The sequence below is a fragment of the Streptomyces corchorusii genome, assembly GCF_001514055.1.
GTDB lineage: Bacteria > Actinomycetota > Actinomycetes > Streptomycetales > Streptomycetaceae > Streptomyces > Streptomyces olivaceoviridis.
Window position 1 is genome coordinate 158790 of record NZ_KQ948367.1, and the last position, 22406, is coordinate 181195.

18 protein-coding genes are annotated in these 22406 nt (G+C 72.7%); 7 read left to right on the top strand and 11 right to left on the bottom strand.

From position 1 onward, the window contains the following. Both AQJ11_RS35365 and AQJ11_RS35370 read left to right on the top strand, forming a co-directional pair. Nucleotides 1-538 (top strand): LLM class flavin-dependent oxidoreductase (locus AQJ11_RS35365; protein WP_159061736.1); only part of this gene is annotated, 538 nt, incomplete at its 5' end. 79 nt (nucleotides 539-617) lie between these two features. Then, entirely contained in the window at nucleotides 618-4418 is a 3801-nt protein-coding gene (locus AQJ11_RS35370) for a serine/threonine-protein kinase (protein ID WP_059265972.1), read from the top strand. Here the strand turns inward: AQJ11_RS35370 and AQJ11_RS49430 are convergent. The 5 genes from AQJ11_RS49430 to AQJ11_RS35390 all read right to left on the bottom strand — a co-directional run bounded on the left by AQJ11_RS49430 (nucleotide 4366) and on the right by AQJ11_RS35390 (nucleotide 10167). Then, on the bottom strand, nucleotides 4366-4608 hold the full coding sequence (locus tag AQJ11_RS49430; protein WP_159061737.1) for a hypothetical protein: 243 nt from the start codon (nucleotides 4606-4608) through the stop codon (nucleotides 4366-4368). The genes AQJ11_RS35370 and AQJ11_RS49430 overlap by 53 nt on opposite strands. A gap of 62 nt (nucleotides 4609-4670) precedes the next feature. Beyond that, a complete protein-coding gene (locus tag AQJ11_RS35375) occupies nucleotides 4671-6593 on the bottom strand; it encodes a P-loop ATPase, Sll1717 family (protein ID WP_059265973.1) in 1923 nt (640 codons plus the stop codon). A gap of 353 nt (nucleotides 6594-6946) precedes the next feature. Then, complete coding sequence (locus AQJ11_RS35380) at nucleotides 6947-8230, bottom strand: MATE family efflux transporter (protein ID WP_079082545.1); 1284 nt, start codon at nucleotides 8228-8230, stop codon at nucleotides 6947-6949. 363 nt (nucleotides 8231-8593) lie between these two features. Further along, on the bottom strand, nucleotides 8594-9010 hold the full coding sequence (locus AQJ11_RS35385) for a DUF2690 domain-containing protein (RefSeq protein WP_059265974.1): 417 nt from the start codon (nucleotides 9008-9010) through the stop codon (nucleotides 8594-8596). 161 nt (nucleotides 9011-9171) lie between these two features. Further along, a complete protein-coding gene (locus AQJ11_RS35390; RefSeq protein ID WP_244218513.1) occupies nucleotides 9172-10167 on the bottom strand; it encodes a peptidoglycan-binding domain-containing protein in 996 nt (331 codons plus the stop codon). 590 nt (nucleotides 10168-10757) lie between these two features. On the opposite strand from AQJ11_RS35390, the gene AQJ11_RS47070 reads away from it, so the two are divergent. After that, nucleotides 10758-11498: a peptidoglycan-binding protein gene (locus AQJ11_RS47070; protein WP_159061738.1), complete on the top strand. Its 741-nt coding sequence runs from the start codon at nucleotides 10758-10760 to the stop codon at nucleotides 11496-11498. 35 nt (nucleotides 11499-11533) lie between these two features. Beyond that, nucleotides 11534-12445, top strand: coding sequence for a helix-turn-helix domain-containing protein (locus AQJ11_RS35400; RefSeq protein WP_059265975.1), 912 nt, complete (start codon nucleotides 11534-11536; stop codon nucleotides 12443-12445). Between the two features lie 125 nt (nucleotides 12446-12570). Here AQJ11_RS35400 and AQJ11_RS35405 read toward each other — a convergent pair whose 3' ends face one another. Beyond that, a complete protein-coding gene (locus AQJ11_RS35405) occupies nucleotides 12571-13128 on the bottom strand; it encodes a hypothetical protein (protein WP_014669545.1) in 558 nt (185 codons plus the stop codon). A 74-nt stretch (nucleotides 13129-13202) separates the two neighbouring features. Further along, a complete protein-coding gene (locus AQJ11_RS35410; RefSeq protein ID WP_159061739.1) occupies nucleotides 13203-13520 on the bottom strand; it encodes a hypothetical protein in 318 nt (105 codons plus the stop codon). 136 nt (nucleotides 13521-13656) lie between these two features. Here AQJ11_RS35410 and AQJ11_RS35415 point away from each other — a divergent pair, with 136 nt between their 5' ends. Beyond that, complete coding sequence (locus AQJ11_RS35415; RefSeq protein ID WP_059265977.1) at nucleotides 13657-13857, top strand: hypothetical protein; 201 nt, start codon at nucleotides 13657-13659, stop codon at nucleotides 13855-13857. A 54-nt stretch (nucleotides 13858-13911) separates the two neighbouring features. On the opposite strand, the gene AQJ11_RS35420 is transcribed toward AQJ11_RS35415, so the two are convergent. The 4 genes from AQJ11_RS35420 to AQJ11_RS35435 are packed head-to-tail and all read right to left on the bottom strand — an operon-like array spanning nucleotide 13912 to nucleotide 19724. Then, on the bottom strand, nucleotides 13912-15198 hold the full coding sequence (locus AQJ11_RS35420) for an MFS transporter (protein ID WP_244218514.1): 1287 nt from the start codon (nucleotides 15196-15198) through the stop codon (nucleotides 13912-13914). Next, nucleotides 15195-16421, bottom strand: coding sequence for a type III PLP-dependent enzyme (locus AQJ11_RS35425; RefSeq protein WP_059265978.1), 1227 nt, complete (start codon nucleotides 16419-16421; stop codon nucleotides 15195-15197). The genes AQJ11_RS35420 and AQJ11_RS35425 overlap by 4 nt, the downstream gene beginning before the upstream one ends. Further along, entirely contained in the window at nucleotides 16418-18112 is a 1695-nt protein-coding gene (locus AQJ11_RS35430; protein ID WP_059265979.1) for an IucA/IucC family protein, read from the bottom strand. The genes AQJ11_RS35425 and AQJ11_RS35430 overlap by 4 nt, the downstream gene beginning before the upstream one ends. Before the next feature lie 37 nt (nucleotides 18113-18149). Then, the gene (locus tag AQJ11_RS35435) at nucleotides 18150-19724 is read right to left on the bottom strand and encodes an IucA/IucC family protein (protein WP_059265980.1); all 1575 of its coding nucleotides are present in this window, start codon (nucleotides 19722-19724) and stop codon (nucleotides 18150-18152) included. A 408-nt stretch (nucleotides 19725-20132) separates the two neighbouring features. On the opposite strand from AQJ11_RS35435, the gene AQJ11_RS35440 reads away from it, so the two are divergent. Next, entirely contained in the window at nucleotides 20133-20894 is a 762-nt protein-coding gene (locus AQJ11_RS35440; RefSeq protein ID WP_059265981.1) for a response regulator transcription factor, read from the top strand. Further along, a complete protein-coding gene (locus AQJ11_RS35445; RefSeq protein ID WP_059265982.1) occupies nucleotides 20891-22351 on the top strand; it encodes a sensor histidine kinase in 1461 nt (486 codons plus the stop codon). The genes AQJ11_RS35440 and AQJ11_RS35445 overlap by 4 nt, the downstream gene beginning before the upstream one ends. Nucleotides 22352-22406: the final 55 nt, after the last annotated feature.

A 22406-nucleotide genomic window follows, 5' to 3' on the forward strand; every position in this document is an offset into this window, starting at 1 on the left:
ACCGCCCGCGCAGGTCGCCGGGAAGATCGCCTGGGTCCGGAAGCTCGCCGCGGAGCACGGCCGTACCCTGCGCTTCGGGATCCGGCTGCACGTCATCACCCGGGACACCTCCGCGCAGGCCTGGGCGGAGGCGGACCGGCTGCTGGACGGCTTCGACCCGGAGACCGTACGGGCCGTCCAGACGGGTCTCGCGCGCAGTGAGTCGGAAGGCCAGCAGCGGATGCTCGCGCTGCACGGCGGCAGCCGGGAGAGCCTGGAGATCCACCCCAACCTGTGGGCGGGCATCGGGCTGGTGCGCGGCGGCGCGGGCACGGCGCTGGTCGGCAGCCACGACGAGGTCGCCGAGCGCATCAAGGAGTACCACGCCCTCGGCATCGACGAGTTCGTCCTCTCCGGGTATCCGCACCTGGAGGAGGCCTACTGGTTCGGCGAGGGCGTCCTGCCCCGGCTCCAGGCACAGGGCCAGTGGCAGCACCCGGACGGACAGCGGGCCGTTCCCCCGGCCCAGGTGCCCTTCGCCGGCGCCGGGAGCCGGTGACATCGCAGAGATTCCGGACGTGTGGGTCCCGGGGCTCGTTCACGGGTCCCTGCCGTGCCCGGCGCATTACGCTGAGTCCATGCGGCAGGGGGCGGCGGCAGCGGTGGGGGAGTGGCGGGACTGGCGGGTCGGTGACCGGGTCCTCGGGGTGTACGAGGTGACCGGTGCCCTCGGTCAGGGCGGCATGGGGCGCGTGCACCGGGTGCGGCACCTGGGGTGGGGTACCGATCTCGCCGTCAAGAGCCCGCGTCCGGAGCTCTTCCGGGACGAGGCGGACCAGGAACGCTTCGTCCGCGAGGCGGAGACGTGGGTGGGGCTGGAACTCCACCCGCACCTGTGCGGATGCCACTACGTGCGCACGATCGGCGGGGTGCCGCGGGTGTTCGCGGAGTACGTGGACGGCGGAAGCCTGCGCGAGTCGATCGACGACGGCCGGCTCTACCGGGGAGCGCGCGACGAGGTGGTGGGCCGGATCCTGGACATCGCCGTCCAGGTGGCGCGAGGGCTGGCGCACGCCCACCTCAGCGGGGTGGTGCACCAGGACGTCAAGCCGGGCAACGTGCTGCTCGACCGGCGGGGCACCGCGAAGATCACCGACTTCGGGCTCGCGCGGGCCCGGCACTTCGGCACCCGGCCGACGCCCTCGGACCGAGTGGCCGACGGGGCAGCACCCGGCGGGGCAGCACTGGACGCGGCGACGCTTCTGGTCACGCACGGCGGGATGACGCCCGCGTACGCCTCACCCGAGCAGGTGCGGGGCGCGCCCCTGAGCCGTCGCACCGATGTGTGGAGCTTCGCGGTCAGCGTGCTGGAGATGTTCACCGGGGCGGTGACGTGGGGCGTGGGGTCCGCCGCCGGGGCGGCGCTCGCCGCGTACCGGCTGAGCCCGCCGCCCGACGCCCCGGTGGCCTCGATGCCCGGAGCGCTCGCGGACCTGCTGGAACGCTGTCTGCGCGAGCGCGTCGAGGAGCGGCCCGACGACCTGGCGGCGGTGGCCGGGGAGTTGGCCGAGGTGTACGCACGCGAGGTTGCCCGGCCGTACCCGCGCCGGGCGGAGAACGCCGCCGTGCACCGGGCCGACGGGCTGAACAACCGGGCGATGTCCCTGCTCGACCTCGGCCGGACGCGGGAGGCGGAGGCCGCGCTGGCCGAGGCGCACGCCGCCGACCCGCAGCACCCGCAGGCCACGTACAACCTCGGGCTGCTCAGGTGGCGGTCCGGCACGCTCGCGGACGACGCGCTGGTGGACCGGATGGAGTCGGCGAGGGCGAGCGCGGAAGGGCCCTCGCCCGCCGACCACCTCCTCGCCCACGTGCACCTCGAACGCGGCGATCACGAGTCCGCCCTGCCCCTCCTGCGCGCGGCGTCCGCGACCGCGGAGGCCACCGCGGACGCGGACGCCGGCACGGCCCTGCGCGACGCGCTCGCGCACGCCGAACGCGAACACGCCGCCGGCGGACGCCTGCTCGCCACCTTCACCGGGCACCGGGCGGTCGTGCACGCGGTGAGTCTCAGCGCGGACGGCAGCCGCGCGCTGTCCGGTGACGACGCCGGGGACGTACGGCTGTGGGACACGGCCACCGGCCGCCCGCGCGCCCTCAAGGGACATCGGGCCGCCGTGCACGCGGTGTCGCTGAGCCCGGACGGCCGTCTCGCCCTGACGGGTGGGCACGACGGCGACGTACGGCTGTGGGACACCGGAACCGGCCGCTGCCTGCGCAGGCTCTCCGGGCACACCGGCTCGGTCCGCGCCGCCCGCCTCGCCCCCGACGGGAGCACCGCCCTGACCGGCGGCTGGGACGGCACCCTGCGCTGGTGGGACGTGGCCACCGGCCGCTGTCTGCGGGTCGTCGACTCCCCTGAGGGTCCGGGCGGGGCGGGCCGCGAGGTCAACGCCGCCTGCCTGAGCGCCGACGGCCGGCTCGCCCTGTTCGTGGGCGGTCGGACCGTACTCTGGGACCTGGTGGAGGACCGCCGTGTGCGGACCCTGGACCGCGGCACGATCTGGCCGGCCGCGCTCAGCCACGACCGGCGGTACGCGCTGACCGGCGGAGGCGACCGGGCCCTGGTGTGGTGGGACCTGGCGACCGGCCGGTCCCTGCGCACCCTGCGGGCGGACGCCCGGCCCCCCTGGACGGCGGAGCTGAGCGCCGACGGGCGGTTCGCGGTGACAGGGGCCATCGGCGGCACGCTGCGCTGGTGGGAGCTCGCCACCGGGCGCTGTCTGCGCACCTACGACGCGCACTTCTCCCAGGTGACCTCGGTGAGCCTGAGCGGGGACGGGCGGCGGGTGCTGACCGGGGGCGACCACCGGGTACGCCTGTGGCAGCTCCCCGCCCCCGACGCGTACACCGCGCCCTTCCGGATCTGCCGCCCCCGCTCCCACACCGAACTCACCCGGTACGACGACCGGGTCGCCGCGCTGCTGGACGACGCCGAGTCGGCCGCGGGACGGCAGCGGTACGCGGACGCGCTCGCCCTGGTGACCGAGGCACGCGCCCTGCCGGGGCACGAGCGGGACACCCGGGCCCTGGCGGCCTGGCACCGGCTCTCGCTGGTCACCGTCCGGACGGGGGTGCGCGGCGCCTGGCCCGCCGGGACCGTCGAGCTGCCCACGAACGGTACGCAGGCCCACGCCACCGCGGACGGCCGGCGCGCCCTGTGCGCGGACCTGGGCACCCTGCGTCTGTGGGACTTCGAGGACGGCGGCCGGTGCGTGCGCACCTTCGACGGGCACGAGGGAGCGGTCGAGGCAGTCTCCCTCAGCGCCGACGAACGCCTCGCCCTGTCCGGCGGGGAGGACGGGACGGTCCGCCTGTGGGACGTCCGCACCGGTCGCTGCCTGAGCGTCCTCACGGGGCACGGGGCGAAGGTCCGCTCGGTGAGCTTCAGCGGCGACGGGCGCTTCGCCTTCTCCGGCGGGGAGGACGGGTCCGTGCGCTGGTGGGAACTGGCGACCGGACGGATGCTGCGGGCCTACGAGTACGGAGGGCAGGGGGTGTACTCGGTGTGCCCCAGCGCCGACGGGCGGTTCCTCCTGTCCTGCGGCGAGGGCGGCAGGGCGCGGCTGTGGGAGCTGGACTCCGGCCACCGCGTGCGGACCTTCGAGGACCTGGACCGCGACGCCGTGACGGACTCGCCGCTGCTGGGCATCCTGCACTCGGCCCGGCTCACCGCGGACGGGCGGCACGCGGTGACCGCCAACGGCGACGGGCGGGTGGCGCTGTGGGACGTGGCGGGCGGGCGGTGTCTGCACGTCTTCGAGGAGCACGTCGGGAGCGACGGGCACGCGGAGCCGATGACCTCGGTGTCCCTGAACACGGACGGCCGCTTCGCGCTGGCCGCCAACTGGGACACGACCGTGCGGCTGCTGGATCTGCGGGCCGGACGCTGCCTGCGCACCCTGGGCGGGCACCGGCGCTGGGTGCTGTCGGTCCACCTGAGTGCCGACGGGCGGTACGCGGTCTCCACCGGGACGGACCGGACGCTGCGCCGGTGGGAGCTCGACTGGGAGCTGGAGGCCAGGGAGCCGGCGGACTGGGACGAGGGCGCCCGCCCGCACCTGGAGGCGTTCCTCGCCGCGCACACGCCGTTCGGACGGCCCGTGCCGCACGGCCTCCAGTCGGTGTCGTACGACCCCCGGCTGGCCCGGCACGGACGGCCGGTGTGGTCCGAGGCCGACGCGGACCTGCTGCTGCGTCACCTCGCACGGGCCGGATACGGGTGGCTGCGGGCGGACGGTGTGCGGGCGGAGCTGGAGCGGATGGCCGCGGCGTGGCAGGGTCCGCGTCCGCTGCCCGCGCCGCGGACGGGGCAGACGGGGCTGCTCAGTTCAGCAAGGCGTCGATATCGGGCCTGGCGAGGACGCCCGCGCAGCTGACGCAGACCGGCCTGCGCAGCACACGCCGGGTCACGCACCGGTCGCAGAAGTAGGCGCGGCAGCTCGCGCAGTGCCAGAAGACCACGGCCCAGTGCTCCGGGTCGTTCCTGGCGACCGGGTTGCCCCCCGGCACGCGCGACACCGACAGCAGACGCTCACAGCCCTGCCGGGAACACATCATGACGGCCATGGAACGGACCGTAGCAGCGCGGGGGGACGGAAGACAGTGGACCGGCAACAGCCTGCGGGCACTCAGGAGTTGGAGGAACCCCCGCCCCCCGTGTGGCTGCCGCCCGCCGTACGGGTCAGCCGCCGGGCCTCGTCCTCGATCCTGCGCACCACGCTGCCGCCGCTGCCGTCGTCGACCCCGCTGGCCAGCAACTGCGCGGCGACGGTGGTGAAGTACTGCGCGGCGGCCAGCACATGGCCGTAGGCGTCGACGGCCTCGCCGTCGCGCAGCCGCAGCAGTGCCTGGGAAGCGTCGCTCATCACCCGGACGACCTGCTGCGAGAGCTGCGCGCGGGTCTCGGTGGGCAGCCCCACCGCCCGCCCGACCTGCCGTTGGATGCTGTTGCAGGACCGCTCCAGCTCCTCCAGCAGCGTGAAGTCACGGCGGACCGGGGGGCCGAGCCCCGCCGAGGGGTAGGAGCTGTTCCGCAGCAGCAGGTGGGTGAGCGCCTGCGGCTCGTACCGGTGCAGGTCGATGGCGTGGGTGGCACCCAGCGCGGGCCGGAAGCACGGATGGATGTGGAACTCCGTCTCGTGCGGCTGTACGGGCACGTGGGCCCCGCCCGTGTAGACCACGTCGTTGCCGCGCCGCACCCCCAGGAAGCCCACCCCGTACAGCGTGTCGACCACGCCGGGCGCGGTGAGCCCCTCGGCGTACGCGGGGTACTGGCGGTGCAGGGTCTCGGCGACGGTGTCGAAGCGGGCCTCCAGCGCGCTGCGCATCACCACGTAGCCGGTGTTCTGGAACATCACGAACAGCTGTGCCAGGAAGGGGTGGGTGACCAGGTACTCCTTCGCCAGGTCTTGCAGCTTCCACTCCGAGAACTGCCGGGTGGCGAGCAGGACGTCGCTCTCGTGGATGCTCTGGTGCCCCCGCTCGACGGCGGTGTCCCGGCACGCGTTGAGGTACTGGATCGCGTCGCGCGGGCGGGGCAGGGCGCGGCCGAAGAGGAAGTCGGCGGTGTCCTCGCCGCCCACGGTCGGCGGGAAGACCTCCCGCCACAGCCGGTCGCCGGTCAGCTCGGCGCCGGCCGACGCGCGGGCCCGGGCGAGAGCGAGGTCCCGCAGGCCGGTGGCGGTCCACTGGATGCGCAGTTCCTCGCTGTGGAACTTGTCGCCCTCGCTGAAGTCGAGGGTGTCGTAGATGTCGGCGCGCAGGAAGAGCAGACAGCGCAGCGCCTTGCCGTACGCGCCCGAGACGTGCTTCGCCGCCAGCAGCAGCCCGATGACCATGGCGTTGCTGTCCGGGTCGCTCGACCAGATCTGCTCCAGCTGGTCCACGAGCAGCAGGAGCGGGGCGTGCGAGCCCGCGCAGTCCAGATCCGCGAACGCCTCCGCCACGCCCCGCTCGACGACCTCCAGCTGACGTGCGGCGCGGGCGCCTTCGGAGGCCGGCGGGGCACCGCCCACATCCACCGCCGCCTTGACGCCGAAGGCTTCGAGGGACAGCGACGTCTGGAGCCCGGTCACACCGTGCAGCAGCCGGTCGTAGAGACGGGGCTCGCCCGCGGACTCGCCGTTCGCGCGCAGGAACCGCCGCAGTGTCCTGACCGGGCGGGGCAGTCGCCGCAGCCCGTGGACCCGCTTGGCGTGGGCGACGATGTGCCGCGCGGCTTGGACGGCGAAGACGTAGCGCCAGATCAGCGACTTGGCCGTGTCACCGGTGAGCCCTTGCAGCTCGAACCGGCGGATCTCGTCGCCCGCCGCGTCGTCGGGGGTGATCAGGGCGGTGCCGCCGGGGTGGACGCCGTCGGCCGTCAGACGCATGCAGATGGCGCTCTTGCCGGAGCCCTTGCGGCCGATGATGAGCATCTTGCGGCCGGACACGGCCGCGTCGTAGGCGGCGGTCCGCAGGAACCCCTCGCGCAGCAGGCCGTCGGACATGTCCCGCTCGGCGTCCTCCCGCCCGAAGTAGAGGCGCTCCACTACACCCGACGGCCCCGTCATGGATCCCCCAACTCCCCTGCCCGGCTCGGTCCTCGCTGGGCATGATGCCAGCTTGCGGCCGCCGGTTCCCGCCGGCTCCCGCCGCTTTCCGCAGCGGCGTCGGGCGGTCGGGCGGGGCCGCGCCGCCGTTCGAGCAGGGAGCGTAGGGCGTTCTCCAGCGCGATCCAGCTCTGCCCGTCGATCACGCAGTGGATCGCCGCCATCAGCACCCAGGAGTCCCCGCGTCCCCCGCGATCAGGGCGAAGCGCACTGGCCGGTTCCGGACGGCGCCGTAGGCGGGCACGTCGAAGTACGGGAACCAGTAGTGCTCATGGCTCCAGAGCCCGGTGCCGGGTGCCGGGGTGCGCCGGTGTTCACAGGGGTGCCGCCTCGGCCAGGGTGCTTCGCCGCACCTGCTTGTTGACGAAGGCCCCCGCGGCCACCAGGACGTTGGCGCCGACCATGTTGAAGACGGCCACCGTCCAGTACATTCCGTGGGGGCTGTCGCTCGCGGCGCAGACCCAGCCGCCCACGACCACGTTCCCGCCGAAGTAGACGGCGTTCAGCAGGACCGCGAGCCGCCCGCCGCCGATGTGTTCCAGGAGCGTCAGGGCGACCAGGACCGGGCCCTGCACCGCGTAGGTCAGGGCCACGACGCCCAGGTACTCGCTCGCCACCGCGGCGGCGTCGGTGTCGCCGGTCATCACCTGGGCGATGGCGTCGCGGGCGAAGAACGTCACCACGGCGATGGCGGCGAAGACGGCGAACGACAGCACGATGCCGCCGCGGTACGTCACCCCCAGCGACGCGTACGCACCCGCGCCGCGCAGCTGGTTGAAGATGATCGCGGTGGCCGAACCCAGCACGATCCCGGGCATGAGGATCAGGCTCTGCACGGACGACGCGGTGGAGAATCCGGCGACGGTCGCCTCGCCGTACGGCCCGAGGACCCAGAGCAGGGCGAGGCTGTAGAAGGAGATGAGGCCGAGCGTCGCGCCCACCGGAACGCCCACGGACCGGACGTGGCCGAGCACTTCGCGCCGCCACGGCGCGCGTTGTCCCGGCCGCCAGAGCCCTGCCCGGCGCATCAGCCACAGGCCCGCGGAGGTACCGGCCAAGGCGCAGACGGCGGCTGCGACGGGCAGGCTGTTGATGCCGAGGCCGGTGCCCAGGCCGAGCCAGGCCACCAGAGCGACTTCGGTGAAGGAGCTGACCAGGGTCAGCATGAGCCCCTGCCGGGCGAACCCGAAGCCGCGCAGCGCGGACGCGCACAGCGTGGGCCCGGAACCGAGCAGGCTGACGACGGACATCCAGCGCAGGAACCACACGAACTCCGCTCGCGCCGTGTCGGACACGTCGAAGAGATGGGCGAAGCCGGGGGCGCCCAGCGACAGCACGACGGTGAGCGACGCGCCGAGGACGACCCACACCTTCGTCATGCTCACCGTGAGCGGGAAGACGTCGTCGGGTTTCTCACGGCCCTTGCTGAGCGAGCAGGCGACCTGGGCGCTGACCGCGAGCGCGGCGTTGATCGCGCTGAACACCATGCCCAGCGGCAGGAAGAGCGAACGCACGTACAGGGCCTGGTCTCCCATCCGCCCGACCATGGCGACCAGGGTCAGCATGGTGAGATAGCCAAGGAGATCGCCGAGCGCCATGGGGACGGCCAGGCGGCCGATCTTCCGCGCTACCCGCGTCGGCGGCGCGTACGGTAAACCCCTCGCGTCCCCGTGCTCTGTCACCGGCGTCCTCCTTCTCCGTGGCGCGTGCGGGACAGTCCTCGATGCCGGTGGGGAACTCACGGCCCGTCCGGAACGCTGGCCTTCCGTCGGCGCGGTGCGTGGCACAACGGCTGTCCCCGGCGAGAAGGGCAAGCGCCGCGGCGACGCCTCATTCGCTTCAGTCGCTCGTCTCCATCAGGGTATGTGGGGAGCGGGCCGCATGGGTCGTCAGCCCGCCGGGACCGGCGAGCTGACGAGGATCGTGCCAGTGGAGAGCAGGCCGATGTAAGGTGCCGCCCGTCAGTAGCTGCCGGTGCAGTCGACGTTGTCGGAGCCCCGGGCCTTCCACGTGCCGCACGCCCAGGCCTTCACGTTCTTGTCGCTGACCATGACGCTGTAGAAGTGGCCGCGGCCGTACGTCGTGTACTGCTTCCCCCGGCTGTTCTTGATCACGATCTTGGAGCCGGACGGGGCGTTGATCCTGAAGCGGCCCCAGGCGGCCCGGCACGAGGGGCTGTAGCGCAGCTCCATGGCCGTGACCGGACCGGCGCCCTCGGCCACGGTGCGGGCGTCGGCCGCGCAGGTTGTCTTGCCGGGGTTCAGGCCGTTGCAGGAGGAACCGAGGCAGTGGGTGGCGGCGGAGGCGGAGGGCGCGGCGACCAGGCCGCCGGCCAGCAGCGCTCCGGTGCCCAGGAGGACGGTCGCGAGGTGCTTCATGGGATGCCTTTCCACGTCGGATCGGGGGTCGGGAGCCGGCGGCGTGGCTGCCGCCGTGGCGGGTGATGTCCCGGTGGCCGCCTGCGCGGGCGTGGCGAGCCCGGGGCGGGGGCGGAGGTGCCCGGCCGGTATCCGGGGCGGGCCGGGCACCTCGGGAAGCATCAGTAGTACGTGATGTCCCAGTGGTTGGCCCAGTTCTCGTCGGCGTAGTCGATGACCGTCCTGCCGCCGGAGGTGACGCGCCACACCCAGGCGCCGTCACCGCGCTTGTGGTGCTTCCTGGAGTGCCCGTGGATGTAGTTGGTGACGCACGAGGTGCGGGCCACATCGACCTTGTAGCCGTTCCAGTGGCTGTACGTGCCCCCCGCGTGGCCGACCTCGGTGCCGCCGGTGATGACGATCCGGCAGCCGCTCTTCCGCTTCAGCGCGATGACCCCGTCGACCGTGCGGACCCGGATGTCCTGGAGGCTGGTGCAGTTCTTGTTGTTGCGGTTGGTGCAGTTGCCCGAGGACGAACGGGTGATGCCCGCCGCCCTCAGCCGTGCCGCGGCCTGCGCGTCACTGAGCTTGCCGCCGCCGCCACCGGTGCCGCCTCCGCCCCTCACCAGGGCGGCCCACGTCTGGACGTCGACGACTCCGTTGGCGGTGAGGTGCTTCGCCCTCTGGAAGGCCTTGACCTTCGCGGCGGTACCCGAACCGAAGACCCCGTCGGCAGTGACGGCGTAGCCGTTGTCGGTGAGCTGGCGCTGCACGGCCTTCACGGCCGCACCCTTGGAACCGGACTTGACCGTCATGACCAGCTTGGTCCAGGTGTTGGGTCCGACGATGCCGTCGGCGGTGAGGTGCTTCGCCCTCTGGAAGGCCTTGACCTTCGCGGCGGTACCCGAACCGAAGACCCCGTCGGCGGTGAGGGTGTAGCCCCGCGCGGTCAGCAGCAGTTGGACCGTGGCCACGTCCACGCCGCGCTGGCCGGACTTGACCGTCGGCCAGGACGCCCGCACGGCGGTGTCGGCGGTGGAGCCCGCACGCGCGGCGCCGGGCAAGGCGGTCGCCGCGGCAGTGGTGACGTCGGTCGCCGTGATGCCGGCGGCCAGGGCCGTGGCGAGGAGCACGGACGCGGCCAGGCTCCTGCGGGGCCTCTCGGCAGTGGTGAGCATGGTTTTGCTTCCTTTCCTGATCTGATGTGAGGTGCGGCCCTGGAAGGTTCACGCGGGTGGGATTTCCGGGTATCGGCCGGCGGCCCAGGATTTCCGCTGACCGAATTGATTCCGGAAACTCGTCGTCGCGTTGCGGACGGTGTTCCTTCAACAGGTCTTCGAACGGCCGTCCGTCGCGCATTTGAGCGTGATGGGTGCCGCGGAGAAGACGACAGCCCTACGGGGGCGCGTCGAAACACGCATGGATCAGGTCCCCTTTCAAGGCGGTTGTCAGCGCGGCGTCTGTGGCGATTCGCTCCGGAAACGAGCATGGCGTCGGCATGGCCGCACCACCAGCGCATCGGGGCACCCAGCGGCGTCCCGGGATTTCTCAGGCCGCTCACCTGCGGATTCGTCCGACGCTGCGAAGTCCCGGGACAGCCCAGCGGCCCCTCGCCGCCGACCGGGGAGCGCTCGGCCCCCGGCCACGGCGCGCCGGGTTGGCCGATGACCGGAATCTGTCCGCGGGCACATGTGCAAATACGGAAGCCCTCGCACCGGCGCCGGCACTGGCCATACTCGGCAGGAGCGGCACCGCGGGAAGGAGCAGGGTGAGGTGGAAAGCACTGCCCCCGTCACTGGACGACAACGGGCGGCGGTTCGTCAGCACGCTGCGGCAGTTGAAGGACCACAGCGGGCTGACACTGAAAGCCCTCCAGGCGAAGACCTATTTCAGTGCCTCGTCATGGGCCCGATATCTCAACGGCACGGCATTTCCTCCCGTAGCGGCGGTCGAGGCGCTGGCCCGGATCGCCGACGAGGATGTCGGTCCCTTGCTGGCGTTGCGCGATACCGCGGAAAAGACGTGGAAGACGGCTGAGGAAGGCACTTCTGCCGTCGGGCACCAGACGGAACGGGCGACGAACGGTCCGGGCACCGGCAGCCCGCGGATTCGCGTCGCGGCCTTGTCCCTGGCCGGGGGAACGGTCCTCTTCTCCGCCGTGCTCTCCGTGGCGCTGGTCCTCGACACCCACCGCCCGGCGCCCGGTTCCGCGGGGGGATCCGGCTCCGGTGCCGGAAAGTACGAGTGCCACTACACCCGGCACGGCGATCTGCTGTTCGCCGGGAACAGCACCACGTCGTCCCGTCAGGTGATGCTCAACAGCACCGGTCCGGACGCCGCCGAGGTGCAGTGCCTGCTGCTCCGCCACGAGCTGTCCCCGGGCGACGTCGACGGGTACTTCGGGCCCCGCACACAGACCCAGGTCGAACGGCTGCAAGAGCAGGGGCACATACCCGCCGACGGTGTCGTGGGGGAGGACACCTGGCGCCTGCTGCGGCATGCGCGGTGATCACTGACCGGAAAGCCGGAACGGGGGTTTCGACGATGAAGAAGTACGCGAAGGGAACACGCCCGCGCCCGCTGCCCCCCGCTCTGCCGGAGGCCTGCGCGAGCCTGATCGAGGGGCTGCGGGAACTGAAGGACCGCAGCGGACTGACGCTGGCGGAACTGGCCGGGCTGACCGCCATCAGCACATCCTCCTGGGAGCGCTACCTCAACGGCAAGCAGTTCCCGCCCCGGCACGCCGTCGAGGCCCTCCGCCTGGCAGTGCGGTCGTCCGACGCCGGCATCCTGGACCGGTGGGCGCGCGCCGAAGCGGTCTGGAGCGGACGTGACCTGGACGTCACCGCGCCGGGAGAGGTCTTGCCCGCCTCCGCCGGGTACGTGTCGAGCAAGGCCGCGCCCCGAGCACCAGGCCCTCATCCGGGGCCGGTACCGCGGCAGACGCCCGGCCCCGTACACGCCCTCTTGCTGGCCGCCTCCGAGAAGATCGGCGCACACCCCGTCGTCACGGTGATCGGTGTGCTCCTCGCTTCAGCCATGATGATCGTTCCGGCCGCGCTCTACCACACGTCCCACAACGCCGCCCCGGCATCCACGGTGTCCCTCCCACCGATCTGCCGGCTGACGTCGTGTGCCGGCCGTGACCCCAGGACCACCGCGTGCGAGGACCCGAAGACCCTGGCGTCCTACACCGCCACGGACGGGACCCGCCTCGAACTGCGCCTCAGCCCCCGGTGCCAGGCAGGCTGGATCCGTGCCCGGCCCACCCACGCCGGCTTCCGCATCGAGATCAGTTCTCCGGGCCAGCGCTCCCGCAGCAACACGGCGACGCGGCGCTCCGCCATCGAGGACCTCGTCACCACACCCATGATCGCCGCCCCGCAGCCCTCCCGCCTCCGCGCCTGCTACTACGCGTCCGCCGACCGTCCCGGCAGAGAGTGCTTCACCCCCTAGCGGTGCTTCCCCGGGGCCTGGTTCGGCTGGTGATGAGCCCCCAGGCCGCACGCCCGCGCGACGCCGGCGGGCGGGGACGCTCACCTCCCCACCCGACCGTTCGCCGCGCGGCGCCGCGCCCCGCGCTACGGCTTCGGGGTGCACGGATCCTTGGAGACGCATTCCGCGAAGTGAATCGAGGAAGTGATGCCGTTCAGCACTCCGTAGGACTTGTAGAGCGAATGCTGGCAGTCCTCCCCTTGGACGTACTCTTCGATCACGAACTTGCGGTACTCGACCATCGGCTTGGTGTAACCGCGCTTCCCCGGCCCCACTTTCAAGGTGTTCGTCACCGTCCTGCCCTTGGAAACGGTCTTGGCGATGTCGTAGCTGGTCTTCGCCTCCACCTTGCCGATCCCCCAGTCCAGGCTGCCGCCGGCCTCGCGGTGATAGGTGGAGGAACGGGTCGTGTCGGTGCGGATCGCGTACTTGAGGGTGGAGGTGGTCGAGGCGGCGTTCCTCTTGCTGACCGTGGGGCCGATGCTCTTGTACGTCGGGCGGCCCAACTTGGTCACCTTGAAGTAGAAGACCTCGTTGCAGCGAGCCGGTGCAGCCGATGCCGTCGCGGGAATCACGAAAGACCCCAGAACGAGCGAGGACGTCGCGAGGCCCGCCACGGCCAGGTTCCTCTTCACGCGGTTCATTCTTTCCCCCTTCTTCTACGCGCCGTCGGCATCTCCGGCCGCGGCGCCTGGTCTTGAGCCGGTGTGGGGCGAGGTCACCCCGTGGTGTCCCGCTTCCACGGACCGCAGATGTCACGGGCGACAGGAACGTCGACGCAGACGCGGTACTTGATCGTCTGGCCGCCGGCGAAGGCGCGGTGGAAATCCACGTGCGTGCCGCAGCCACCCCTGTGATGCAGCCTCACCGTGCTCCCTTGGGCCCTTTGGTACTCGGTATAGACGCTGCGGCCGTCGCAGCTTGTGTCGGAGACCCGGAAGTCGTCGGTACCGCTCCAGTAGTTCACCCGGCCCCGTTCCGTGCCATTGGTGTACACCGAGGCATTTCCCGTCGCCGAAGCCGGTGCCATGGCCATGACTGACACGACACCGGCGGCACAGACGGCCACCGCCGTGCGGGCGAGAGTTCGTGTGTCCATCGAAAAGGAATCCCCCTGTGCTGGTTTCGGTTTCACTCGCTGGCGTACGCGTTTCACGGTAAGTGGCAGCACCATGAATTGCGTTAGCGCTGAGTGCAGGCCTGCTTGGCGATGCGTCTACACCTGCTCTTGGGAACTCCCGCCCGGACCCGAGGACATCGGCTACGACGCCCGCGGTGACGTGCTGTGGACCCTGGGCGAGTACGCGCCCGGGGACGACGGCGACAACCCCGGCACGTACTACACCTGGTACGTGTACGCCCTGAAACGCTGAAGGGGCGACGGAGACCGACGCGGCGTGCTGGCCTCGGCCGAGGTGGCGTGCGCGTCACCTCGGCGCCGGTGCCGCAGCCGTCGTGGGCGGTGCCGATCCGGCCTTCGGACGGCGTCTCGCGGTCATCGCCGGGATCAGGGCGGGGAGGACGAGCGCGGCGGAGGCCGAGACCACGCCGCCCAGGAGCAGGGTGGAGCGGACGCCCAGGGCATCCGACACCATGCCGACCAGCGGGGCGCCCACCGGAGTGCCGCCGAGGAGGACCAGGAAGTAGACGGACATGACGCGGCCCCGCAGGTGCGGGTCGGCATGGAGCTGTGTCAGCGCGTTGGCGGTCGTGGTCACGGTCACCGCGGCGAAACCGGTGGGCAGCAGCAGGGCCAGGAACGTGCCGTAGCCCGGCATCAGACCCAGTGCCGTCTCCAGTGCCCCGAAGACGACCGTGGCGGTGGTCAGACGGCGTACCGTGGGGTGCCTGCCGCGGCTCGCCCCGTGGAGCGCGCCGGCGAGACCGCCCAGGGCGTACGCGGCGGAGAGCCAGCCGAAGGCGGCGGCGCCCGTGTGGAAGGCCGTGATCGCCACCAGGGAGATGGTCACCTGGAAATTGAGGCCGAAGGTGCCGACGAAGGCGATCAGGACCAGCGGCAGGAGCAGTCCGGGCGTGGAGGCGATGTGGCGGAAGGCGTCGCGCAGCCGGGTGCGGCCGGGCCGGGGCCGGCCGCGCTCGCCCGGGGCGCCCGCGCCGTCCGTCCTGAGGGTGACCAGACCGTAGAGGACGGCCAGGTACGAGGCCGCGTTCACGAGGAACACCGGGCCCGTGCCGAAGGCGGCGACCGTCAGGCCGGCTAGGGCGGGGCCGACGGCGCGGGCCACGTTGAACTGGGCGGAGTTCAGGCTCACCGCGGTGGGCACGAGCTCGCGCGCGACCAGATCGGAGACGTAGGCGCCCCGGGCGGGGCCGTCCACGGCGGTGGCGGTGCCCAGGGCGAAGGCCAGCGCGTAGACGGACGGCAAAGTCACCTCCCCGGTGACGGTCAGCAGCCCGAGCAGCAGCGACTGCGCCCCCATGGCCGTCTGGGTGAGCAGCAGCAGCCGCCGCTTGGGGTACCGGTCGGCGAGGACGCCTCCGGTCAGGCCGAACAGCGTCTGGGGCAGGAACTGCAGTGCGGTCACGATGCCGACCGCGCTGCCGCTGCCGCCGGTGAGGTGCAGGACGAGCAGGTCCTGGGCGGCGCGCTGCATCCAGGTGCCGATGTTGGACGTCAGCTGTCCGAGCAGGTGGCGACGGAAGTTCCGGACGGTGAGTACGGCCTTCACCGGCAGGCGGGGGCCCGCGCTCATGGCAGCCGGCGGGCGTACGCGCCCGGGTCGGGCACCTCGGCTTCCTCGACGTGGTGGAAGGTCGGGTGGGGGTGCATGAGGAAGCCGTGGTGGGAGATGTTCCAGGCGTAGGCGCCGGCCATGGCGAAGGCGACCCGGTCGCCGACGCGCAGCCGTGCGACCCCGACCCGGCGTGCCAGGACGTCCTTGGGCGTGCACAGCTGTCCGACCAGCGTCACCGGCTCGTCGCGGACCTCCGGCCGGTCCCAGGGCCTCGGCCAGACGTCGTCGGGGATCACCTCGAAGGGCTGGTCGTGCTGTTTCGCGCTCGGGGTGCGCAGATGGTGGGTGCCGCCGCGCAGCACGGCGAACGCCTGGCCGCGGCTGAACTTGATGTCGAGGACCTGGGTGACGTACCACCCGCAGTAGGCGGTGACCGAACGACCGGGTTCGATCCGCAGGGTGAGACCGGGGTGGCGGGCCAGGAGCGGGCGCAGTCCGGCGCCGAACGCGGGCCAGTCGAACCCCTGGTGCGGGTGCGCGTAGTCGACGCCCATCCCCCCTCCGACGTTCACCTCGGACAGGCACACGCCGCGACGGTGCGCCGCCCAGTCCTCGGCCCAGGCCAGGGTCCCGTCGACGAGCGCCAGGTGGGCCGGGGCCGTGAGGCCGCTGGCCAGGTGGAAGTGGAGGCCGCGCAGCCGGACGCCGGGGACGGCGGCGATCAGCTCCAGGCAGCGGTCCAGCCGCGCGGGGTCCATGCCGAAGGGGCTGGGCCGGCCGCCCATGACCAGGCCGGCCCGGCCGAGATCGGCAGGCAGGTCGACGGGGAGGTTGACGCGGAGGAGGACGTCGACGGTCCGACCGTCCAACAGGCCCGTGAGCAGACGCAGTTCGTGTTCGCTCTCGATGTGCAGGCGCTCCACTTTGGCGTCGAGCGCGTGGGCCAGTTCCGTCGGTGTCTTGCCGGGGCCCCCGAAGGCGACCGGCGCGTCGGGCAGCAGCGCGCGGACATGGCCGAGTTCGCCGCCGGAGGCCACCTCGAAACCGTCGACGTGACCGGCCAGGGCCCCGAGGACCCGGGGGTCGGAGTTGGCCTTGGCCGCGTACAGCAGCCCGACACGGTCCGGCAGTGCGGCCCGGACGGCGTGGACGTGCTCGCGCAGGGCCGGGAGGTCGTAGACGTACGCGGGCAGGTCGTCGTCGGCCAGCCGGACGACGCGGTCCAGCAGGGCGGCCCTCACCGGATCGCCTCGCGGGGGAAGTCCGCGCCGAGGGGGCTGGTCAGGGGGACGTAGGTGGCGTGCCGGTCGGCCTTGCGGGACCAGCGCAGGAGCAGGTTGGCCTTCGCCGGCAGCGGTACTCCGGACAGCAGGGCGCGCAGGCGCGGCGGTTGGGCGGCGGTGCGGGCGTAGGCGTGCAGGTGGTCGCGGACCAGGCCCCACAGGGCGGGTTCCAGGGTCGGGTCGAGGTCGGCCAGGGCACCGAGCACTTCGGCCGCGTGGTTGACCAGGAGGCAGTACGCGACCCGGTTCCAGCCGCGTTCCGGGTCGTAGGTGAGGGGACCGCGGACGTCCTCGGGCAGGTCCGCGAGGGCGCGCTCGTGGGGGCCGGGCAGGAGCTTGGTGCCCTCCAGGTCGCGGAAGAACATCTGTGCCGGAGTGCCGTCCGCGTGCACGCCCACGACGACGTTCTGGAGGTGGGGTTCGAGTACGACGCCGTGTTCGAAGTAGGCGGCCAGCACCGGGGGCAGCAGCAGCCGCAGGTACGCGTCCCACCAGGCCAGTACGTCCCCGTCACCGCGGGCGAGCAGACGGGAGACGTGCGCCGCGCCGGAGGGGTACTCGTCCGCCACCGCGGCGGCGAGCAGGGGCGTCACCCCGGGACGCAGGTGGTGGCGCAGGCCGGAGCGGACGATGACGCCGAGGCCCTCCAGGAGGGCGGTGTCGCCGCCCGTGTCCAGTGTGCGGTAGCCGGGCTCGGCCAGGAGCGCGCACCCGGGGAAGCGACCGGCGAGTGCGGCGAAGACGGGCCGGAGCAGGCGATTGAGGGCGACGGCGCCGGACAGCTCGTAACGGGCGTGCCGGCGAACGCAGTTGGTGAGGCGGACGTTCAGGCTGAACTTCAGGAAGGTGTCGCTCTCGACGTCGTACAGCGTGCGCACCGACGCGGTCGGCACCAGTTCCGGTCCGCTCACCCCGGTGTCGGCCACATCGCCGCGGGCCATGGCCTCGCGCAGCGCCCGGTCCTCCCCGAGCAGCCGGAACTGCCAGGGGTGCACCGGCAGGACGGCGAAGTCCGGGCCGGCCGTCGGGTGCAGCGCGTCCAGCTCGTGCAGCTCGCCCTCCTCCCGCACGAGGTGGCGCCGTACGGCCAGGTAGCGCAGGCGGAAGCGCGCGCCGGTCTCCGGGCCGTACGCCAGCCAGTCCGCCGGATCGCCGGTGCGGGACTTGGGCGTCGGGTGGAAGCGGTGGCCGAACACCAGGGACTGCTCCGACGCCACGTACGGGTCCGTGTGCGGTGTCGCGCCCGCCCGCTCTTCGAGCGCCGTGCGGATCGTCTCCCGGCTGTCGGCGACCTGGGCGAGGAACTCCTCGTTGGCGACACCCGTGCGCAGTTCCAGCTCGCGTCGGATGTGACCGGCCAGCTCCCTCCAGCCCACGGTCGTCCAGGCGTCGCCGTCGAGCCGCTGCACCGGGCCCTCGAAGCGGTGCGCTCCGATCAGCGAGACCCGGCGCAGCGGGGAACGCAGCAGGATCCCCTGGCGCGGCAGACGGAGCAGGAGGTGGTCGCCGTCGACCGTCACCTGGTGTTCGGGGGCGGAGACCTCACGGATCAGGCAGTTGAGCAGCGTGTGGGCAGTGACGGTGTCGGCTGTCGTGGCGGGCGCGCTCGCGCCGAAGGCGGTGGTGCCGGGGGCAGTGCCGGTGGTCATACGGTCGCTCCAGGGGGACGGTGGTCGGTGTCGGAGTTCAACGGCACGACGCGAGGGGATTGGGGACGGGCGTCCACCGCGCCCTGCCCGGGTCCTCGGCCAGGCGCATGGCGATGGTCGCCTTCAGGGGCATCGTGTCGCCGAGGAACGCGGCCTCGTCCTCCCGCTCCGGCAGACCGGCGTACACCCGGCGGCCGGCCTCGGCCACCACGCCCCACAGCGCCCGTGGATCGGCCCCCCGCGTCCGGCTGAGCACGTCGACCAGCTCGCTGAAGACTCCGCTGATCAGACCGCCGAACAGTTTGGTGCGCAGCGCCTCCGCGTCGTCGCCCGCGCGGGTGCCGAGCAGGGCAGGCAGGGTGAAGCCGCAGCGGGCCAGGCGGCGCGGACTGACCCGTACGCCGTCCAGGTCCCGGTACAGCACCCGCACCGGCCGCCCGTCCCGCAGGACGACGAGGGTGTTCTGACCGTGGGCCTCCAGTGCCACGCCCATGGACAGTAGCGTCAGCGCGGGCGGCAGGATCAGCCCGGCGAAGTCCGACAGCCAGCGCACCGGGTCCCCCGCCACCACGGCGGCCCCGGTCGCGTGGACGGCGGTGAGCGGAACCGCGATCTCCCCGGCGTCGAGGCAGCACTCGGTCGACTCCCGGACCATCGCCGCGAGGCTCGCCGACGGCTGCCCGTCGACGCACACCGCGCCACCGCCCAGCTCCCGCAGAACGCGCAGGCTCCCGCCGTACCCCGCCTTGTCGACGACGGCCGCGACGAGGTCGGACAGCGGGGGCCCGTCCGCGACCTCGGCCGGGGAGATGGTGCGCCGGTAGTTGGTGACCTGGACGTCGAGGGCGGTCTTGATGTGGCAGCCCGGCAGGGCGCCCAGGGGCACCAGGGTGCGCATCGACAGCAGCGGCCGGGCCGGGATCGTCTCCCGCACGACGGCCAGGTCGGGGTGGTGCACGAGCACGTGGTCCCGCTGCCACGGGTGCAGCGGCAACAGGACCGTGTCGCCGTCCCGCAGGTGCCGCGGCCAGGTCCCGGCCCCCCGCCAGCGGTCGGCCGGGACGCGGAGCAGCGCCAGCCGGACGACCGGATGGTGCTCGGGCGCGTAGGCGAGCACGTCGGCGATCGACATGCCGGTGCGCGTCCGGCAGCAGGGGTGCTGCGGATGGCCGTCGACGACCGCCTGCTCGGCATCCGCAGAGTCCTCCGGCGCGCCCCTTCCTGCGGCGTTCGCGGCCCGGGCCAGGGCCAGGTTGACGACGCTGTCGTCCAGTTCGGCCGCCAGTCGCTCCGCCGCGGGGGTGCGCAGGTCCAGCTGGGCCAGCAACTCCACCGGCCCGCTGATCGGCCCGTCCGGCCCGGATACGGCGAAGTCGTCGGGCACCTCGGCGAACGGCCGGGCGCTGGACTCGGCCGCCGAGAGCGTGCCGCCCCGTCGCAGCTCGACCACCAGGGCGCCGGCGTCCCGGCGGCGCCCGAGGACACCGGGCACGGGTTCTCGTGCGAAGGCCCCCCACAGCCGGCCCAGCACGGTGGCGCGTGCCCCCGGGAGCGCGGTCGTGAAGGGCTCCACCAGATCCGGGCGCGCGAGGCGTAGTTCATCGAGGGGCATGGGACATCCCAGGTGCTCGTGGGGGTGTGTGCCGCACGGTGCCCGGTGGCACCGGCCGTGCGACCGACGCTACGGGAGGACGATCAAGCGAATTGCCAGAGCACATACAGCGGGAAGCCCCGGATTCCCGCGATGCGGCGGATTTCCTCCCCCACCCCCGGCCGATTCCGCCGGCACCGACTTCCTCGTACGCGGTCCGCCCTTACCTCGGTTTCCCACCGTCGCCTGGGCGACCGCACCCGCGACACCCGAGGCCTTGACTCCCCGCTTACTCCCCGCTGTCCATGTCCTGGATGTCGTCGTCGCAGCACTCTTCCGCGGTTACGCCGAGCGTGCGGGATCACCGGCTCGGGGGAGGTTCCGGCGTTTGCTCCACGCCCTTCGGCGAAGGTCTGTGAGCCTTTCGGCATGCGTGTCTTGCTGATCGAGGACGACGACCGGGTGGCCCTGCCGTTGATGGAGGGACTGCGCCGTTTCGGATTCACCGTCGAACACGCCGGAACGGGGGCCGACGGCCTTGCCGCGCCGGAGGCGGCGATGGTGCTGCTGGACCTGGGGCTGCCCGACATGGACGGCCTCGACGTCTGCCGTGCCATCCGGTCCCGCTCGTCCGTGCCGATCATCATGATCACCGCCCGGGACGACGAGGTGGACCGGGTGCTCGGTCTGGAGCTGGGCGCGGACGACTACGTCTCCAAGCCCTTCGGCGTACGGGAACTCGTCGCCCGGATCCGTGCCGTCACCCGCCGCGCCCGGCCGGCGGGCGCGGACACCCCCGGTACGGAACCGGACCCCTCGGCTGACCCGGCACCGGCCAGGACGCCCGACGTCCAGCGGATCGGCCCGCTGACCATCGACCGCCGCACCCGGCAGGTACGTCTGCACCGGGCACCCATCGCCCTGGCACCCAAGGAGTTCGATCTCCTCGTCTGCCTCGCGGAGGACCCCGGAGCGGTCTGCTCCCGCCGGCAGATCCTCGACACGGCGTGGGAACCGAACTTCTTCGGCCCCACCAAGACCCTGGACGTCCACATCGCCGCGCTGCGCCGCAAACTCGGCGACTCCTCCTGGATCGAGAACATCCGCGGCATCGGCTTCCGCCTGGTTCCACCGGCCCACGCCGACACCACGTCCGCCGCGGTGCCGGCGCGCGGGGGAACACCCCGGTGACGCGGCGCCTGCTGCTCAGCCATCTGAGCCTCATGCTGTTCGTCCTGCTCGCACTGGAAGTGCCCTTCGGCGTCTTCTACGCCCGCAGCGAGCTGTCCCGCTTCTCCCATGCGGCACAGCAGGGGGCGATGACGCTCGCGGAGGTCTGCGAGGACAAGATGGAGCACGGGCTGACGGCCGACCTGCCCGAACTCGCCCGCGCGTACGGGCGGCGAACCGGCAGCCGGGTACTCGTCGCCGACCGCCGGGGCGTCGTCCTCACCGACACCGCCGCCCGGACCCCGGCCGGCGAGGACCTGTCCGCCGAGCCGGGCGTCCTCGCCGCGCTGCGCGGCCGTCCCGCCGTCGGCACCCGCAGCGACCCGTCCGCGGGCGGCGACGTCCTCTTCGTCACCGTGCCGGGTGGCTCCGCCGCCGCCGTCGCCTGTGTCGTGCGGACCACCTATCCCCTCGGGCCGATCACGGCGAAGGTCCACGCCACCTGGCTGGTCCTCGCGGCTGCCGGGCTCGGCGTCCTGGCCGCCGTCTCCGTGATCGGCTTCGCTCTCGCCCGCTCCGTCACCCGTCCCCTCCAGGCCCTCGAACGCGCCACCGCACAACTCGCCGAAGGCCGGATCACCGATCCACCGGCCGCCGACCAGGGGCCCCCGGAGCTACGCCGCCTCGTCGCGTCGTTCACGAGGACCGCGACCAGGCTCCAGCACCTGCTCCAGGCCCAGCAGGCGTTCGCCTCCGAGGCGTCGCACCAGCTGAAGACTCCGCTGACGGCCCTGCGCCTGCGCCTGGAGAACTTCGAACCGCACCTCGACCCCTGCGCCCACCACAGCCTGGACCAGGCACTCGGGGAGCTGGAGCGGCTCGGTCGCATGGTGCAGGGGCTGCTCGCGCTCGCCCGGCTGGAGAACTCCGCGATCAGGCCGGAGGCAGTCGACCTCCCTGCCGTCGTGGCCGATCGCGCGGCGACCTGGGCGGCCTTCGCCGACGAACAGGACGTCGACCTCATCGTCTGCGGGGCCGCGGCCGTCAGGGTGTGGGCGGTGCCCGGCGCCCTGGAGCAGATCATCGACAACCTGCTCTCCAACGCACTGCGTGTGTCCCCGCCGGGATCCGCCATCACCCTGGCGACCGTCGCTCCCAAGGAAGACAGCCGCACCCCGCCCATGGCCGAGCTGCACGTGACCGACCAGGGACCCGGCATGAGCGAGGCCGAACGGCAGCGTGCCTTCGACCGGTTCTGGCGAGCCGCCGACGCCGACCACGACGGCACGGGCCTCGGCCTGCCGATGGTCCGGCACCTCACCCGCGCCGGCGGTGGCGAGGTCACCCTGGAGGCGGCTCCCGGCGGTGGACTCGACGCCGTCGTCCACCTCCAGCGGGCCGGAAGCCGCGCGCACCGGGGACACCCGGGCACCTCAGCGGACGTGGTCCCCGCAGGCCGTTCCACGCCCGCGAGGTGACTCGACGCCCGAGGGGGCGTCATGCCCGGCCTGCCCGGCACGCGGGCGCTCTCCG